Here is a 16,560-nt window from a genome sequence, read left to right as displayed (position 1 = left end):
CCGCCTCTTATTTATCTTTGTTGCACATCGGGAAGCCAAGGGCCTCACGGGAAGCATAGTAAGCTTCTGCCACTGCTTTAGTCAGGGTGCGAATGCGCAGAATATAGCGCTGACGCTCGGTGACGGAGATGGCTTTACGCGCATCCAGCAGGTTAAAGCTATGGGCGGCTTTCAGAATACGTTCGTAGGCTGGCAGCGGCAGCGGGTTTTCCAGCGCCAGCAGTTGCTGCGCTTCTTTCTCATACTGCTCGAAGCAGGTGAACAAGAAGTCTACGTCCGCATATTCAAAGTTATAGGTGGATTGTTCCACTTCGTTCTGGTGGAACACGTCGCCGTAGGTGGTTTTGCCCAGCGGACCATCGCTCCAGACCAGATCGTAGACGCTGTCCACGCCCTGGATGTACATCGCCAGACGCTCCAGGCCGTAAGTGATTTCACCGGTCACCGGTTTACATTCCAGGCCGCCAACCTGCTGGAAGTAAGTGAACTGCGTCACTTCCATACCGTTCAGCCACACTTCCCAACCCAGCCCCCAGGCGCCCAGCGTCGGGTTTTCCCAGTTATCTTCAACGAAGCGGATATCGTGGATAGTCGGGTCCATACCCAGCTCTTTCAGAGATCCGAGGTACAGCTCCTGAATGTTGTCCGGAGACGGCTTAATCACCACCTGGAACTGGTAATAGTGCTGTAAGCGGTTCGGGTTTTCGCCATAGCGACCGTCGGTCGGGCGACGAGATGGCTGCACGTAAGCGGTCGCCATCGGCTCTGGCCCCAACGCGCGTAAGCAGGTCATCGGGTGAGATGTGCCGGCGCCGACTTCCATGTCCAGTGGTTGAACAATGGTGCAGCCCTGACGAGCCCAGTAATCCTGTAAGGTCAGGATCAGGCCCTGGAAGGTCCTGGTATCAAACTTTTGCATATTATTTCGTGCTGGATACGTGTGGATTTAAAGGAAGGGATCAGTATACCCGCTGGCTGCGAGATATACAGTATGAAACGCCTTTGTTTAGCGAAATTTGAGCAAAGCGGCGCCATCATGCGGCGTTTAAGCCGCATTTAGCGCATAGAAAGATGCAAAAACTGGCCGTCCGGATCAAAAGAACAGATAAAACGCTCATTCCGCGAAGTCAGGCCGGAAAGCTCATAGCTTGCCTGGAACTGCTCGAAATGATTAACGTCGACGCGACGGGTGTCTGTGCTATAACGTAACGCCGCCTGATCCTTGCATAGTTTCTCCATGTTCAGCGTCGTTTGCGGCGTGATACGTGCCTTTTGCGCTTTTTGGACAGGTTGAGCAGGTGTCTGGCTGCAGCCAACCAGCAGCAGCGCCACCAGGGCAGATACGAAATATTTCATCACCATTTTTCTCAACCGCCTTGTTAGCCAATTGTTATCGTGCAGACCATGTAAAACCAGACAAACATTTTGCGAATCTCGCGGATGCTCTACAAGAGTGTGGCGATAAACTCAGAATATTCCATTGTGATGACGACAAACTACGGGAGTCAGACTCTTTTTACGCAGGAGCCAATGAGGTACAGATGCAGGAAAAAATAAGCTGGATTACCAACTTGCGCGGCATAGCATGTCTGATGGTCGTGATGATTCACAGCACCACCTGGTACATTACCCATCCTCATAGCATCAGCTTGTTTGAATGGAATATCGCTAACCTGCTTAACTCGGCATCGCGCGTCAGCGTCCCGCTTTTTTTCATGATTTCAGGTTATCTGTTTTTTGGCGAGCGCAGCGCCCAGCCGCGCCATTATCTGCGCATCGGACTGTGCATTCTGTTCTACAGCGCGCTGGCGCTGCTCTATATCACCCTGTTTACCCATATCAACGTTGAGCTGTCATTAAAAAATTTACTGCAAAAGCCGGTGTTTTATCACCTGTGGTTTTTCTTTGCCATTGTGGTGATTTATCTGCTCTCACCGCTGATTCAGGTGAAGCAGGTCAGCGGCAAAATGCTGCTGGCGCTGATGCTGGTGATTGGCCTCATCGCCAACCCCAATACGGTAAGCATTAAAGCCGGCGGCATTGAATGGCTACCGGTAAACCTCTACATCAACGGCGATACCTTTTACTACGTACTGTACGGAATACTGGGCCGGGCGATCGGCGCCATGAATACCGACCGAAGAGGGTTAACCCTGCTGTGCGCGCTGCTGTTTACCGCCGCGGTGTGGGTCATTTCACGCGGCACGCTGCATGAACTGCAATGGCGCGGTGATTTCGGCGATACCTGGTATCTGTACTGCGGGCCGGCAGTGTTTGTCTGCGCGACCTCGTTGCTGACGCTGGGCAAAAACGTCCTCAATAGCCGTGAGCTTCCGGGTATTGCGTTAATTTCCAGACATTCATTAGGCATTTATGGTTTTCACGCGCTGTTTATACACGCGCTACGCGCAAGTGGCCTGGAACTTAACCGCTGGCCATTACTGGATATTGCATGGATTTTCGCCGCCGCGCTGTTGGGTAGCCTGGCGCTCTCTATACTGGTTCAACGAATTGACCGTCGCCGGTTAGTGAGCTAAAAAAAGCGCCCGCCGTTTAACGCGGGCGCCGTCGATTACTCCGCGGTCTCTTCTGTTACTGCGCTCCCCTCGCTTAGCGGCGAGCGATCCCAGGCATCGCGAATATTCTTCTGTACTGCTACCGCGCCGAACAGGCTCAAAAAGAATGCCAGGCCATAAAAGCCTTTCTCGCTTAGCATCAGCGTTGCGTTCCACAATCCCACCACCAGCAGACCCACCGCAATCACGAAAGCGATCAAGCAGGACATGTAATACATAGCGGTGGTTGGAATTTTGTCGTATTTATCACGAACCGTTTTCTGATAAGAAGCGGCGGAAAAAAGACCCAGCACCAATACGGCAAAATAGTAGCCCTTTTCATTGAGCTCCATTGGCGCATTCCACAGGCCAATCAAATACACGAGGATACCGCCCACCAGCGCAATCCATGAGATCAGGTGAAACGCGGGTGAATATGTCGTCGCTTTCATTTCCATTGCTGACTACCTCTCTTCGCTGTCGACTGACAGCTTATTCCACTGAGCTATTGCGAGCTTTATCCGCGACTCTGGCGGGATAAGATATCGCTGAAGCGCCATACATACAGACAAACCATGCCACCACGTAGATGCTTTTTTCACGCCACGGCGCCGGGACAAACCAGGCGCCGACCAGCAGCAATCCCACCGATAGCAACAGCACCAGCCGGCACAGAGAGATAAAATCATCGTCTCGCTGCGCTTCCAGCTCCGTTCGCTGATGCGTAAGTACGGCAAACATTCCCATCACCAGTACACCAAGAAAGTAACCTTTGCCGCTGAATAGCGGGCACGTTCGCCAGATACCGATTAAGTAAACCAGCGAGCCCAGCAGCATGACTAATCTTGCCGTCGTACGTTTTAATTTCATTGCGCCTCCCTGGCCATGGTAGCGCTCATTATGACCGGGGAATTGCCGGTTGCGGCAGTTTCCGCAAATTGAAACCCACAATTCGGAATAAATAAATATGTGAATTAAATCAATGCAAAGCGAATCATTCAGAAAGGAAATTCGCCCCAATAAATGGGGCGAGAACAACTTATGACATCAGTGGCTTAAGCTGCTGATAGATCTGGCGGAACGTTTCACGACGCGGCGCATAACGGGCAAACCGTTGAGCATCAGGCAGGTGCGCCTGCTCCAGCGGCAGCTGCGGCAGGAGGTCAGAGAAAGCCGCATCGTGATGAACGCCCAACTGCGCCAATCTTGCCGCGCCTAACGCCGGGCCGACATCGCCGCCGGTGCGGAAATCCAGCTGCTGGCCGCTAATATCGGCGAGCATTTGTCGCCAGTATGCGCTACGCGCGCCGCCGCCGATAAGGGTGACGCTGTCTGGTTTCACGCCGCAGGAGTGCACAACATCCATGCCGTCGGCCAGCGCGTAGCCCACCCCCTCAAGCACCGCCCGCGCCAGTTCGGCGGGACCATGTTGATGGGTAAGGCCGAAGAACACGCCTTTAGCCTGCGGATTGTTGTGCGGCGTACGCTCGCCGGAAAGATAAGGCAAGAACCACACCGGGTCGGCATTGTCATCCGCCGACTGCGCCGCGGCGATCAGCGCCGGTACGCTGCCGAGGCCGGTCAGCTTTGCCGCCCAATCCAGACAAGACGCGGCGCTGAGCATCACCGACATCAGGTGCCAGCGGCCCGGCAGGGCGTGGCAGAAACTATGCACCGCGCTTTCCGGTTTACTCAGAAAACCATCGCTGACGGCGAAATAGACGCCTGAGGTCCCCAGCGATAACATCGCCTGACCGGCATCGGCCATGCCAACACCGACAGCGCCTGCCGCGTTATCACCGCCGCCCGCTACCACCAGCGCCCGCGGCATATTCCACGCCTGGGCTACCTCAGCACGCAGTTGGCCGGTCACTTCGCAGCCTTCAAAAAGGGCCGGCATATTGTCGCGGCCGAGCCCGCAGGCGGCGAGCATCTCATCGCTCCAGTCGCGTCGCGCGACGTTCATCCACATCGTGCCGGCGGCGTCGGACATATCGCTGGCGAATTCGCCGCTCATGCGTAGCCGCAGGTAATCTTTCGGCAACAGGACCTTATCGACCTGTTTAAAAATTTCGGTTTCGTGACGCTGTACCCACAGCAGCTTCGGCGCCGTAAAACCCGGCATCATCAGGTTGCCGGTGATTTGCCGCGAAGCGCCGACTTTTTCTTCCAGCAGCATGCACTCTTCGCCGCAGCGGCCATCATTCCACAAAATCGCCGGACGCAGGACCCGCTGCTGTTTGTCGAGCAGCGTGGCGCCATGCATCTGTCCGGCAATCCCTAAAGCTTTTACCTCGCGCAGAGAGTGTTGCGCGCCCAGCGCTTGCATCGCGGTATTCGTCGCCTGCCACCACTGTTCGGGATCTTGTTCGGACCAGAGCGGATGCGGGCGCGAGACGGTCAGTTTTTCGGTATGCGTCGCCAGTACGTCGCCCTGTTCGTTGAGCAGAATGGCTTTTACGCCCGAGGTCCCTAAATCAATCCCGATATACATGCAGCGTCTCCTTAACACGAACGCCACGGCAAAGCGTGGCGCAGCAAAAATGGTTATAGCCAGCGCCCGGATTTACCGGGCGCTTTTGTCGGCATTACTTATCGAACAGGTAATGATTCACCAGGTTTTCCAGCAGTTCCTGGTGCCCGCTGTGGTGCTGCGGCGCCAGGTTGTGCTGAGTCGCATAGTGCGCGATGTCGGTCAGGGTCATCTGGCCTGTGAGGATCTGCTGGCCCAATTCACCGTTCCAGCCGGCGTATCGTTTCGCCACGCGTTTATCCAGCTCGCCGTCTTCAATCATGCGCGCCGCAACTTTCAGCGACAGCGCCATAGTGTCCATCGCGCCGATATGACCGTAGAACAGGTCGTATTTGTCGGTGCTCTGGCGACGAACTTTAGCATCAAAGTTCAGGCCGCCGGTGGTGAAGCCGCCCGCTTTGAGGATCTCATACATCACCAGGGCGTTCTCTTCTACGCTGTTCGGGAACTGGTCGGTATCCCAGCCCAGCTGCGCATCGCCGCGGTTAGCATCAACCGAACCGAACAGGCCCAGCGCAATAGCCGTGGCGATCTCGTGGTGGAAAGAGTGGCCGGCAAGGGTGGCGTGGTTAGCTTCAATATTCAGTTTAATCTCTTTTTCCAGACCAAACTGTTTCAGGAACCCGTAAACCGTGGAGGCATCATAATCATATTGGTGCTTGGTCGGCTCCTGCGGCTTCGGCTCGATCAGCAGGGTGCCCTGGAAACCAATTTTGTGTTTGTGTTCAACCACCAGTTGCATAAAGCGGCCAATCTGCTCGCGCTCCTGACGCAGATCGGTATTAAGCAGGGTTTCGTAGCCTTCGCGACCGCCCCACAGCACGTAGTTTTCACCGCCCAACTTGTGGGTCGCATTCATTGCGGTAACTACCTGAGTCGCCGCCCAACTAAAGACTTCCGGATCGGGGTTCGTCGCCGCGCCTGCGCCATAACGTGGGTTGGTAAAGCAGTTTGCCGTCCCCCACAGCAGTTTCACGCCGCTCTGCTGCTGTTTTTCCGCCAGCACATCCACCATCTGAGCAAAGTTGTTGCTGTACTCTTTCAGCGAAGCGCCTTCCGGGGAAACGTCGACATCATGGAAGCAGTAATACGGCACATTCAACTTATGGAAAAACTCAAATGCCACTTCGGCTTTACGTTTCGCCATTTCCAGCGCTTCGCCCGGCTGCTGCCATGGACGATCGAAGGATCCCACGCCAAACATATCCGCGCCATTCCAGCAGAAAGTGTGCCAGTAGCAGGCGGCGAAACGCAGGTGGTCTTCCATGCGCTTACCCAGTACTAATTCATCCGGATTGTAGTGACGAAAAGCCAGCGGGTTAGTCGATTTCGGGCCTTCATAACGAACGCGATCGAGTTGATCGAAATAGGTTTGCATAGAGAACTCCATATTCAGGGGTGCGGCGAGTAACAAGTGATACGCCAATATAGAATTCCATTTTCATCTTCCTCAATTACGTTATTTCACACCGCCATTGAGAGAATCCACAAACGTGCGCCAGCTCGCAAAAACAATTCCTCTTTGCATCATTTCTGGAACCCTATGATGGAAGAAGAATGAAATAACCTGCATACTCTTGAATAAAATACGATCGCGGTCATAAATTACGAAACAAACTAAATTTCATAATGCGAAAATAAGAACAGGTAATTGCCAGCCCTCGCTTCCCCGTTAAGAATCTGCAACGTATCTGCAACCTGAAGTTTATTCCTGTTCGCCTTACCTACCCTTTGAAAAGGTATCGTTATTATGAAGATAAAGAACCTTTGCCTTACGCTCTGCGCCTCATCGCTCCTTCTCGCCAGCATGGCGGGTATGGCTAAAGAAGTTAAGATTGGGATGGCCATCGACGATCTTCGTCTGGAACGTTGGCAAAAAGATCGCGATATTTTCGTTAATAAAGCGGAATCCTTAGGCGCCAAAGTATTTGTGCAGTCCGCCAATGGCAACGAAGAAACGCAAATGTCGCAAATTGAAAATATGATCAACCGCGGCGTCGATGTTTTAGTGATTATTCCTTACAACGGCCAGGTGCTCAGTAACGTTATTAAAGAAGCGAAACAAGAAGGAATTAAAGTTCTCGCCTACGATCGCATGATTAATAATGCTGACATCGACTTTTATATTTCTTTCGATAATGAAAAAGTCGGTGAAATGCAGGCCAAAAGCCTGGTCGACAAAGTGCCGCAGGGAAATTATTTCCTGATGGGTGGCTCGCCGGTGGATAATAACGCCAAATTGTTCCGCGCCGGTCAGATGAAGGTGCTCAAACCTTATGTTGATGACGGCAAAATTAAGATCGTCGGCGATCAGTGGGTCGACGGCTGGCTGCCGGAAAACGCGTTAAAAATCATGGAAAACGCGCTGACGGCGAATAACAACAAAATTGATGCGGTAGTGGCTTCCAATGATGCGACCGCCGGCGGCGCTATCCAGGCGCTTAGCGCCCAGGGGCTGGCGGGTAAAGTCGCCATTTCCGGGCAGGATGCCGATCTGGCTGGCGTGAAACGTATTATTTCCGGCACCCAGACGATGACCGTTTATAAACCGATTACCACGCTTGCCACTAACGCTGCCGAAATCGCCGTTGAATTAGGTAATGACCAGCAACCCAAGGCCGACGCCACATTGAATAACGGCTTAAAAGATGTCCCTTCGCGCCTGTTAACGCCAATTGAAGTCAATAAAGAGAATATTGACGCCACGGTGATTAAAGACGGTTTCCACAAAAAGAGTGAACTGTAATGGCTGACGCCCCGCCTCGGGGCGTCGTTTTCGTCCTGCCGGATATCGCTTTTGCGGAGTCTCTATGTCCTGGTTACTCGAAATGAAGAACATCACCAAAGCCTTCGGCGCGGTTAAGGCCGTGGATAACGTCAGCCTGCGGCTGAATGCCGGGGAAGTGGTGTCGTTATGCGGTGAAAATGGTTCGGGAAAATCGACGCTAATGAAAGTGCTGTGCGGCATCTACCCACACGGCAGTTACGATGGTGAAATCATTTTCGCCGGCGAGTCGCTGCAGGCGAATCATATTCGCGATACCGAGCGCAAAGGTATCGCCATTATTCACCAGGAGCTGGCGTTGGTGAAACATCTCACGGTGTTGGAAAATATCTTTCTCGGTGCCGAGATCTCACGCCATGGCCTGCTGGATTACGAAACCATGACCCTGCGCTGCCAGAAACTATTAGCGCAGGTGAATTTATCGATCTCGCCCGATACCCGCGTTGGCGATTTAGGCCTCGGCCAGCAGCAGTTGGTCGAGATCGCCAAGGCGCTGAATAAACAGGTACGGCTGCTGATCCTCGATGAACCCACGGCATCGTTAACCGAACAAGAAACCGCGACGCTGCTGGCGATTATTCGCGATCTGCAAAACCACGGCATCGCCTGTATTTATATTTCGCACAAGCTCAATGAAGTTAAAGCCATCTCCGACACTATCTGCGTGATACGTGACGGCCAGCATATTGGCACCCGCGACGCCAGCGGGATGAACGAAGATGACATCATCACCATGATGGTCGGACGCGAGCTCACGGCCTTGTATCCAAACGAACCACATAATCATGGCGATGAGATATTGCGGGTCGAGCATCTCACCGCCTGGCACCCGGTTAACCGCCATATCAAGCGCGTCAACGACGTGTCGTTTTCCCTCCGCCGCGGCGAAATCCTCGGCATCGCCGGGTTAGTCGGCGCCGGGCGCACCGAGGCGGTACAGTGTCTGTTTGGCGTCTGGCCGGGGCGCTGGCAAGGAAGCATCTTTATCGACGGACAGCCGGTGACGATTAAAAACTGCCAACAGGCGATTGCCCATGGTATCGCCATGGTGCCGGAAGACCGCAAAAAAGACGGCATCGTGCCGGTGATGGCAGTCGGCAAGAACATCACTCTCGCGGCGTTAAATCAGTTCACCGGCCCGGCGAGCAGCCTCGACGACGCCGCGGAGCAGCACTGCATTCAGCAATCGATTCAGCGGCTGAAAATCAAAACGTCATCGCCGGATCTGGCGATTGGCCGCCTGAGCGGCGGCAATCAACAAAAGGCGATTCTGGCCCGCTGCCTGCTGCTCAACCCGCGCATTTTGATCCTCGATGAACCAACCCGCGGCATCGATATCGGCGCGAAATACGAAATCTACAAGCTTATCAATCAACTGGTGCAGCAAGGCATCGCCGTCATCGTGATCTCATCCGAATTGCCTGAAGTGCTCGGGCTAAGCGATAGGGTACTGGTGATGCACGAAGGCAAGCTTAAGGCCAATTTGCATAATCAAGGTCTGACCCAGGAACAGGTGATGGAAGCCGCGCTGAGGAGCGAACGCCATGTCGAAAAACACGTCGTCTGAAATCAAACTTACCCCATCCGCCCCTGCCGCTTTCCCGGCGCTGAAAGGGCTTAACCTCCAGGTTTTCGTGATGATCGCCGCGATTATCGCCATTATGCTGTTCTTTACCTGGGTTACCGACGGCGCCTATTTGAGCGCGCGTAATATTTCCAACCTCCTGCGGCAAACCGCCATCACCGGCATCCTCGCCGTCGGCATGGTGTTCGTGATCATTTCGGCGGAAATCGACCTCTCCGTCGGCTCAATGATGGGTTTGCTCGGCGGGGCGGCGGCGATTTTCGACGTTTGGCTCGGCTGGCCGCTGCCGCTCACCATCCTCGTTACGTTGGTCATGGGGCTGCTGCTCGGCGCGTGGAACGGATGGTGGGTCGCCTATCGCAAGGTGCCCTCTTTCATTGTGACCCTTGCCGGCATGCTGGCGTTTCGCGGAATTTTAATCGGCATTACCAACGGTACCACCGTCTCGCCCACCACGCCGGCGATGTCGCAAATCGGTCAAAGTTATTTACCGGACGGCATCGGCTTTGGAATCGGCGTTATTGGCATGGCGGCTTTTATCATCTGGCAATGGCGCGGTCGGATGCGCCGACAGGCGTTAGGGCTGGCGACCACCAGTTCTACCGGCGCGGTTGGCCGTCAGACCATCACCGCGGTTATCGTGCTGGGCGCTATCTGGCTGCTCAATGATTATCGCGGCGTGCCGACGCCGGTACTCATACTCGCCGCCCTGCTGCTGGCGGGCATGTTTATGGCGACCCGTACCGCTTTTGGCCGCCGCATCTATGCCATTGGCGGTAATCTGGAAGCGGCCCGCCTCTCCGGGATTAACGTCGAGCGCACCAAGCTTGCGGTCTTCGCCATTAACGGCCTGATGGTCGCCATCGCCGGGTTGATTCTCAGCTCGCGACTGGGAGCGGGATCGCCTTCTGCCGGTAATATCGCCGAACTCGACGCCATCGCCGCCTGCGTGATCGGCGGCACCAGTCTGGCCGGCGGCATCGGCAGCGTGGCAGGGGCGGTAATGGGGGCGTTTATTATGTCGGCGCTGGATAATGGCATGAGCATGATGGACGTCGCCACCTTCTGGCAATACATCGTTAAGGGCGCCATTTTACTATTGGCGGTCTGGATGGATTCGGCTACCAAACGGAGAACATAACGGTATCACGATGAAAAATGCCCGAATAACTTGCGCCACCGCCAAACTTCGCCATAAGGCGCTTGAAATAATTCGGGCATTAGCCGGTATTGTATGACCGGGGTAAGAGCAGGAATATCATCTATGTTTGAAAAGCGTCACCGCATTACGCTGTTATTCAACGCCAACAAAGCCTATGACCGTCAGGTGGTTGAAGGCGTTGGCGAATATCTGCAGGCATCGCAGCTGGAATGGGATATTTTTATCGAAGAGGATTTTCGCGCGCGTATTGAAAACATCAAAGAGTGGCTGGGTGATGGCGTTATCGCCGATTACGACGACCCGGAGATAGAAAAACTGCTGGCAGATGTCAAAGTACCGATTGTCGGCGTCGGCGGCTCCTATCATCAACCAGAGTGCTACCCGCCAGTCCACTATATCGCCACCGATAATGCCGCGCTGGTCGAAAGCGCGTTCCTGCATCTGAAAGAAAAAGGGGTGAACCGTTTCGCTTTTTACGGGCTGCCGACCTCCAGCGGCAAGCGCTGGGCGAGGGAGCGCGAACATGCCTTCTGCCAGCTAGTCGCCAAAGAGAAATACCGTGGCGTCGTCTATCAGGGGCTGGAGACCGCGCCGGAAAACTGGCAGCATGCGCAAAATCGGCTCGCCGATTGGCTGCAAACGCTGCCGCCGCAAACCGGCATTATCGCCGTGACCGATGCCCGCGCCCGTCACGTCCTGCAGGCCTGCGAGCTGCTGCATATTCCGGTGCCGGAAAAACTGTGCGTCATCGGTATCGATAACGAAGAATTGACCCGCTATCTCTCCCGCGTCGCGCTCTCTTCCGTGGCGCAGGGTACCCGGCAGATGGGCTACCAGGCGGCGAAACTCCTGCATCGATTACTGGAAAACGAAGCGCTACCGCTGCAGCGGCTGCTGGTGCCGCCGATGCGCGTCATTGAGCGGCGCTCCACCGATTATCGCTCGCTCACCGACCCTGCGGTGATTCAGGCGATGCATTACATCCGCAATCACGCCTGCAAAGGCATTAAGGTTGAGCAGGTGCTCGACGCCGTCGGTATTTCCCGATCGAATCTGGAGAAACGCTTTAAAGAAGAGGTCGGGGAAACCATCCACACGGTGATCCACAGCGAAAAGCTGGAAAAAGCGCGCAGCCTGCTGGTCTCCACCACGCTATCGATAAACGAAATTTCGCAGATGTGCGGTTATCCGTCGCTGCAGTATTTCTATTCGGTGTTTAAGAAAGAGTACGATGTGACGCCGAAAGAATACCGCGATCGGCACAGCGAAGTGATGATGTAGCGGGAAAGAAAAATGCCCGGGCTTACGCACCGGGCATTGATGATTACATATGAGCGGCAATTAAGCGCTGATTGTCCTGATACATGGCGAAGAGATAGTTGTTATAGCTCGACCCTTTCGTCGAGTACCCCTTCAGCTTGTGGATCATGGTGCTGGCAGTTACTTCCTGGTCCGTCTTACGCAGCTGTGCGCGAGACTTACGGAAGGATGAATAAGCCGGGTGCGTATTCAGGTTTTTAACATAGGCCTGAACCGACTGCTCGACAGATTCAAACTGGGAGTAGCCTTTCATTGCACCGCGGCAGTTGCCGCCGCCACACTTCATACCAAACAGGTTGTTGTTCTCACGCGCCAGCTTCGAGGTACCCCAACCGCTTTCCGCCGCCGCCATGGTTGCCACCATGCTGTTCGGAATAATGTCGACGCGCTCAAGCAGCGAGTTCCACGGTATATGGCGAGTATTGCCAGACCACTTCACTTTGTAACGTGAAGCGATGTCTTTCAGACGCGCCTGCTCGCTCGGCGACCAACGGCCGTCGTATTGCTTAGAGACAAGCCAGTTACGATCTGCCGTGATCGCTTGATTTTGCTTTGTAATGTAAGGCATAACCGTCCGGAGAAACGCTTTTTTCCTTGGTGTCCCGGAAGGGTATTTTCGCAAATCAGGAAGTGAACTGCTCTTTACACTATTGCGAGAATACTCTTGTTTACTGCTAACCTTGATACTACTGGGCTTCTTTACTTTCTTAACTACTGAGGCTTTATGACTCTTTGTTGCTGTGTGCGTTGTCGCCAACACACTACCTGAAAAGATACAGGTAAGTAACATAAGTATCGCAGCCCCATATCGTCGCATGGGAATCGATATCATTAGGTCTCCTGGTCGGATTTACTCATTCCAACACCTTGTTTTTCGCAAAAAATCGATAGTTGAATCGCGAATAGTATCAAAAATACCCAGAGAGAGCATCAAGAGAAATAGTCCAATTCCGAATCGCTGTCATCTGAAATCGGTTTCTGCACCGTCGCGAAGGTGCAGAAATGCTATCTCCGTCTCATTTATAGCTCATTTTTTGAACTAAATCACTCACCCCTTTTCATCCTCCCCGCAAAATTACCGGCAGGATGAGTTCAACCTTATGGCGCGCAGGCACACTGTGATAAAAACCGCTAACAGGACTCCGGCATGAAACTCGCTGCGCTCGCCTCGCTACTGCTGCCCGGGATGGCCTTTGCCGCCTGGACAACCGCTGACTTTCCCACCTTCACTGAACAGGATACTGGCCGCTTCACGACGCAAAATGAGGTGACGAAGGGTACCCGCCCTTTGCGGATAAGTTTTGACCAACAGTGCTGGCAGCCTGCGGGGGCGATAAAACTCAATCAGATGCTGTCGCTGGAACCTTGTCGGGATACGCCACCGCAGTGGCGCGTGTTCCGCGACGGGCGCTATACGCTGGAAGTCGATACCCGCTCCGGCACGCCAACGCTGATGCTGTCGCTGGCGGCACAGGACACGGCCAGCACGCAGCCGCTGATGCGCCAGTGTCCGAAATGGGATGGTAAACCGCTAACGCTCGATGTCGGCCAGACGTTTGCCGAGGGAAGCCAGGTGCGTGATTTTTACAGCGGTAATCTCGCCACGGTGAAAGCAGGTAAAATCACGCTGCAGCCCGCCGCAGGCAGTAATGGGCTCGTGCTGCTTGAAAAAGCGGATAGCGCCGCCAGCGCGCCGTTTAACTGGCATAACGCCACTATCTATTTTGTCCTGACCGATCGCTTCGTTAACGGCAATCCGGCCAACGACAACAGCTACGGGCGCCATAAAGACGGTATGCAGGAGATAGGCACCTTCCACGGCGGCGATTTACAGGGGCTGACCAGCAAGCTGGATTATCTTCAACAGCTTGGCGTCAACGCGCTATGGATAAGTTCACCGCTGGAGCAAATTCACGGCTGGGTCGGCGGCGGCACCAAAGGCGACTTTCCCCACTACGCCTATCACGGTTACTACACCCAGGACTGGACCCGTCTTGACGCCAACATGGGCGACGAAGCCGACCTTCGGCAACTGGTTGATGAGGCCCATCGGCGCGGCATGCGCGTCCTGTTTGATGTCGTCATGAACCATACTGGTTACGCCACGCTTGCCGATATGCAGGAATTTCACTTCGGCTCGCTGTACCTGAAAGGCGATGAACTGAAAAAAACGCTTGGCGAGCGCTGGACCGACTGGAAACCAGCGCCAGGGCAAAGCTGGCACAGCTTCAATGATTACATCAACTTCAGCGATAAAGCAGGCTGGGAACAATGGTGGGGAAAAAAATGGATCCGCACCGATATCGGCGACTACGACAATCCCGGTTTCGACGATTTCACCCTGTCGCTGGCGTTCCTACCGGACCTGAAAACCGAATCGACACTCCCTTCTGGCTTGCCAAATTTCTACCGTCACAAGCCGGATTCCGCCGCCAAAGAGATAGCCGGCTTCACGCCGCGCGACTATCTGACCCACTGGCTCAGCCAATGGGTACGCGATTACGGTATTGACGGCTTTCGCGTCGATACCGCAAAACACGTCGAACCGGACGCCTGGCAACAGCTCAAAACGCAGGCCACGGCCGCGCTGGCGGAATGGAAAAAAGCGAATCCTCAGAAAGCGCTGGATGACGCGCCATTCTGGATGACCGGCGAGGCCTGGGGCCACGGCGTGATGCAAAGCGACTACTATCGCCACGGCTTCGACGCGATGATCAATTTCGATTATCAGGATCGGGCGGCGAAAGCGGTGGACTGTCTGGCAAACATGGACGCCACCTGGCAGCAGATGGCGGACAAGCTGCAGGATTTCAACGTGCTGAGCTATCTCTCCTCGCACGATACCCGCCTGTTCCGCGAAGGCGGCAGCCGGGCGGCGGAACTGTTATTACTCGCCCCAGGCGCCGTACAACTCTTCTATGGCGATGAGTCTTCGCGCCCATTCGGCCCCACGGGTTCCGACCCGCTGCAGGGTACCCGCTCCGATATGAACTGGCAGGATGTTGCCGGTAGCGCATCCGATAACGTCGCGCACTGGCAAAAAATCGCCCAATTCCGCGCCCGCCATCCGGCCATTGGTATGGGAAAACAACAGACGCTGACGCTAGAGCAGGGCTATGGTTTCGTACGTGAAAGCAGCGCTGATAAAGTGATGGTTGTCTGGGCCGGACAGCAATAGCAGTCGCTTACCGGGCTCCTTGCCGCTGGCGGGAGCCTTTTCAGCACAAATGACTAAAACTTACACTGTTAGCAGAACAAAAAATAAATCGCTCCCTCCTGTGCCGATTTGCACCGCGTTGACGCTGGCGTTATGGTAATTCCCTTTCCAGAAGACCAACAGAATATCCGCGATGACATTTTCACTTTTCGGCGACAAATTCACCCGTCATTCAGGCATCACCCGCCTGATGGAAGACCTCAATGACGGCCTGCGCACACCGGGCGCGATCATGCTGGGCGGCGGCAACCCCGCGCAAATCCCGGAGATGAATGAATACTTCAATAGCCTGCTGGCCGATATGCTGGATAACGGCAAAGCCCTTGATGCGCTTTGCAATTATGATGGTCCGCAAGGGAAAAGCGAGCTTCTGACCTTGCTTGCGCAAATGCTGCGCGAAGAATTAGGTTGGGAGATCGAACCACAGAATATTGCTCTGACGAATGGCAGTCAGAGCGCATTTTTCTACTTATTTAACCTGTTTGCCGGCCGCCGTGCCGACGGCACCACCCGCAAGGTGCTGTTCCCGCTGACGCCGGAATATATCGGCTACGCCGATTCCGGGCTGGAAGAGGATCTGTTTGTCGCCACCCGCCCCAACATTGAGCTGCTGCCGGAAGGCCAGTTCAAATATCACGTGGACTTCGAACACCTGCAGATCACCGAAGAGACGGGAATGATCTGCGTCTCCCGGCCAACTAACCCGACCGGCAACGTCATTACCGACGAAGAGCTTATTAAGCTTGATGCCCTCGCCAATCAGCACGGCGTGCCGCTGGTTATTGATAACGCCTATGGCGTGCCTTTCCCGGGCATTATTTTTAGCGAAGCGCGCCCGCTGTGGAACCCGAACATCGTGCTATGCATGAGCTTATCCAAGCTCGGGCTGCCGGGCACCCGCTGCGGAATCATCATCGCCAACGAGAAAATCATCACCGCGATCAGTAATATGAACGGCATTATCAGCCTCGCTCCTGGCGGGATTGGGCCGGCGATGATGTGCGAAATGATCAAGCGTAAGGACCTGCTACGGCTGTCGGAGACGGTGATTAAACCGTTCTATTATCAGCGTGTTCAGGAAACCATCGCTACCATTCGCCGCTATTTGCCGGAAGAACGCTGCCTGATTCATAAACCAGAAGGGGCGATTTTCCTGTGGCTGTGGTTTAAGGATCTGCCGATCTCCACCGAGCTGCTGTATCAGCGCCTGAAACAACGCGGCGTGCTGATGGTGCCGGGCGATTACTTCTTCCCGGGGCTGGACAAGCCGTGGCCGCATACGCATCAGTGCATGCGCATGAACTACGTGCCGGACCCGGAGAAAATCGAGGCGGGGGTTAAAATTCTTGCCGAAGAGATTGAGCGCGCCTGGCAGGAGCAAGACGCCTGATGGTGTTTCCCGG

General features: G+C 54.6%; 14 protein-coding genes. 7 read left to right on the top strand and 7 right to left on the bottom strand.

Annotated elements, in window-relative coordinates; all coding sequences use genetic code 11:
- Positions 1–7: 7 nt before the first annotated feature.
- Both glyQ and PGR29_RS17625 read right to left on the bottom strand, forming a co-directional pair.
- Positions 8–919, bottom strand: coding sequence for a glycine--tRNA ligase subunit alpha (gene glyQ / locus PGR29_RS17630; RefSeq protein ID WP_001168551.1), 912 nt, complete (start codon positions 917–919; stop codon positions 8–10).
- Between the two features lie 137 nt (positions 920–1,056).
- Positions 1,057–1,356 carry a YsaB family lipoprotein gene (locus PGR29_RS17625; RefSeq protein ID WP_162750193.1) on the bottom strand — a complete coding sequence of 100 codons (300 nt, stop codon included), beginning with the start codon at positions 1,354–1,356 and terminating at the stop codon, positions 1,057–1,059.
- Between the two features lie 185 nt (positions 1,357–1,541).
- On the opposite strand from PGR29_RS17625, the gene PGR29_RS17620 reads away from it, so the two are divergent.
- A complete protein-coding gene (locus PGR29_RS17620) occupies positions 1,542–2,537 on the top strand; it encodes an acyltransferase (protein WP_316425030.1) in 996 nt (331 codons plus the stop codon).
- Positions 2,538–2,572: 35 nt separating this feature from the next.
- On the opposite strand, the gene yiaA is transcribed toward PGR29_RS17620, so the two are convergent.
- The 4 genes from yiaA to xylA form a co-directional block, all read right to left on the bottom strand.
- Positions 2,573–3,013 carry an inner membrane protein YiaA gene (gene yiaA / locus PGR29_RS17615; RefSeq protein ID WP_087858970.1) on the bottom strand — a complete coding sequence of 147 codons (441 nt, stop codon included), beginning with the start codon at positions 3,011–3,013 and terminating at the stop codon, positions 2,573–2,575.
- Between the two features lie 34 nt (positions 3,014–3,047).
- Positions 3,048–3,425, bottom strand: coding sequence for an inner membrane protein YiaB (yiaB, locus tag PGR29_RS17610; RefSeq protein WP_087858969.1), 378 nt, complete (start codon positions 3,423–3,425; stop codon positions 3,048–3,050).
- Between the two features lie 169 nt (positions 3,426–3,594).
- Complete coding sequence (gene xylB, locus PGR29_RS17605) at positions 3,595–5,049, bottom strand: xylulokinase (protein WP_316425029.1); 1,455 nt, start codon at positions 5,047–5,049, stop codon at positions 3,595–3,597.
- A 94-nt stretch (positions 5,050–5,143) separates the two neighbouring features.
- Complete coding sequence (xylA, locus tag PGR29_RS17600; RefSeq protein ID WP_015703780.1) at positions 5,144–6,466, bottom strand: xylose isomerase; 1,323 nt, start codon at positions 6,464–6,466, stop codon at positions 5,144–5,146.
- A gap of 372 nt (positions 6,467–6,838) precedes the next feature.
- On the opposite strand from xylA, the gene xylF reads away from it, so the two are divergent.
- The 4 genes from xylF to xylR all read left to right on the top strand — a co-directional run bounded on the left by xylF (position 6,839) and on the right by xylR (position 11,901).
- Positions 6,839–7,834 carry a D-xylose ABC transporter substrate-binding protein gene (gene xylF / locus PGR29_RS17595; protein WP_087858966.1) on the top strand — a complete coding sequence of 332 codons (996 nt, stop codon included), beginning with the start codon at positions 6,839–6,841 and terminating at the stop codon, positions 7,832–7,834.
- Between the two features lie 64 nt (positions 7,835–7,898).
- Positions 7,899–9,440 (top strand): xylose ABC transporter ATP-binding protein, encoded by a 1,542-nt coding sequence (locus PGR29_RS17590; RefSeq protein WP_308957659.1) that lies wholly within the window; start codon positions 7,899–7,901, stop codon positions 9,438–9,440.
- Positions 9,418–10,599, top strand: a complete 1,182-nt coding sequence (xylH, locus tag PGR29_RS17585) for a xylose ABC transporter permease XylH (protein ID WP_213317590.1) — start codon at positions 9,418–9,420, stop codon at positions 10,597–10,599. Before PGR29_RS17590 ends, xylH begins: the two co-directional genes overlap by 23 nt.
- A gap of 123 nt (positions 10,600–10,722) precedes the next feature.
- Positions 10,723–11,901, top strand: a complete 1,179-nt coding sequence (gene xylR, locus PGR29_RS17580) for a D-xylose utilization transcriptional activator XylR (RefSeq protein WP_087858964.1) — start codon at positions 10,723–10,725, stop codon at positions 11,899–11,901.
- A 43-nt stretch (positions 11,902–11,944) separates the two neighbouring features.
- On the opposite strand, the gene PGR29_RS17575 is transcribed toward xylR, so the two are convergent.
- A complete protein-coding gene (locus PGR29_RS17575; RefSeq protein ID WP_087858963.1) occupies positions 11,945–12,772 on the bottom strand; it encodes a protein bax in 828 nt (275 codons plus the stop codon).
- A gap of 315 nt (positions 12,773–13,087) precedes the next feature.
- On the opposite strand from PGR29_RS17575, the gene PGR29_RS17570 reads away from it, so the two are divergent.
- Together PGR29_RS17570 and avtA are read left to right on the top strand one after the other, a co-directional pair.
- Positions 13,088–15,118 (top strand): alpha-amylase, encoded by a 2,031-nt coding sequence (locus PGR29_RS17570; RefSeq protein WP_316425027.1) that lies wholly within the window; start codon positions 13,088–13,090, stop codon positions 15,116–15,118.
- 172 nt (positions 15,119–15,290) lie between these two features.
- A complete protein-coding gene (avtA, locus tag PGR29_RS17565) occupies positions 15,291–16,547 on the top strand; it encodes a valine--pyruvate transaminase (RefSeq protein ID WP_015369199.1) in 1,257 nt (418 codons plus the stop codon).
- Positions 16,548–16,560: the final 13 nt, after the last annotated feature.

It is taken from the genome of Klebsiella sp. 141203 (assembly GCF_032601985.1).
Taxonomy (GTDB): domain Bacteria; phylum Pseudomonadota; class Gammaproteobacteria; order Enterobacterales; family Enterobacteriaceae; genus Klebsiella; species Klebsiella aerogenes.
Note: the sequence above shows the minus strand (reverse complement) of the source record. Positions and strands in the feature narration are given on the sequence as shown.

Excerpts from the sequence above, each read along its gene's own strand:
- glyQ (WP_001168551.1), bottom strand. The coding sequence starts at position 919 with ATGCAAAAGTTTGATACCAGGACCTTCCAGGGCCTGATCCTGACCTTA.
- PGR29_RS17625 (WP_162750193.1), bottom strand. The coding sequence starts at position 1,356 with ATGAAATATTTCGTATCTGCCCTGGTGGCGCTGCTGCTGGTTGGCTGC.
- PGR29_RS17620 (WP_316425030.1), top strand. The coding sequence starts at position 1,542 with ATGCAGGAAAAAATAAGCTGGATTACCAACTTGCGCGGCATAGCATGT.
- yiaA (WP_087858970.1), bottom strand. The coding sequence starts at position 3,013 with ATGGAAATGAAAGCGACGACATATTCACCCGCGTTTCACCTGATCTCA.
- yiaB (WP_087858969.1), bottom strand. The coding sequence starts at position 3,425 with ATGAAATTAAAACGTACGACGGCAAGATTAGTCATGCTGCTGGGCTCG.
- xylB (WP_316425029.1), bottom strand. The coding sequence starts at position 5,049 with ATGTATATCGGGATTGATTTAGGGACCTCGGGCGTAAAAGCCATTCTG.
- xylA (WP_015703780.1), bottom strand. The coding sequence starts at position 6,466 with ATGCAAACCTATTTCGATCAACTCGATCGCGTTCGTTATGAAGGCCCG.
- xylF (WP_087858966.1), top strand. The coding sequence starts at position 6,839 with ATGAAGATAAAGAACCTTTGCCTTACGCTCTGCGCCTCATCGCTCCTT.
- PGR29_RS17590 (WP_308957659.1), top strand. The coding sequence starts at position 7,899 with ATGTCCTGGTTACTCGAAATGAAGAACATCACCAAAGCCTTCGGCGCG.
- xylH (WP_213317590.1), top strand. The coding sequence starts at position 9,418 with ATGTCGAAAAACACGTCGTCTGAAATCAAACTTACCCCATCCGCCCCT.
- xylR (WP_087858964.1), top strand. The coding sequence starts at position 10,723 with ATGTTTGAAAAGCGTCACCGCATTACGCTGTTATTCAACGCCAACAAA.
- PGR29_RS17575 (WP_087858963.1), bottom strand. The coding sequence starts at position 12,772 with ATGATATCGATTCCCATGCGACGATATGGGGCTGCGATACTTATGTTA.
- PGR29_RS17570 (WP_316425027.1), top strand. The coding sequence starts at position 13,088 with ATGAAACTCGCTGCGCTCGCCTCGCTACTGCTGCCCGGGATGGCCTTT.
- avtA (WP_015369199.1), top strand. The coding sequence starts at position 15,291 with ATGACATTTTCACTTTTCGGCGACAAATTCACCCGTCATTCAGGCATC.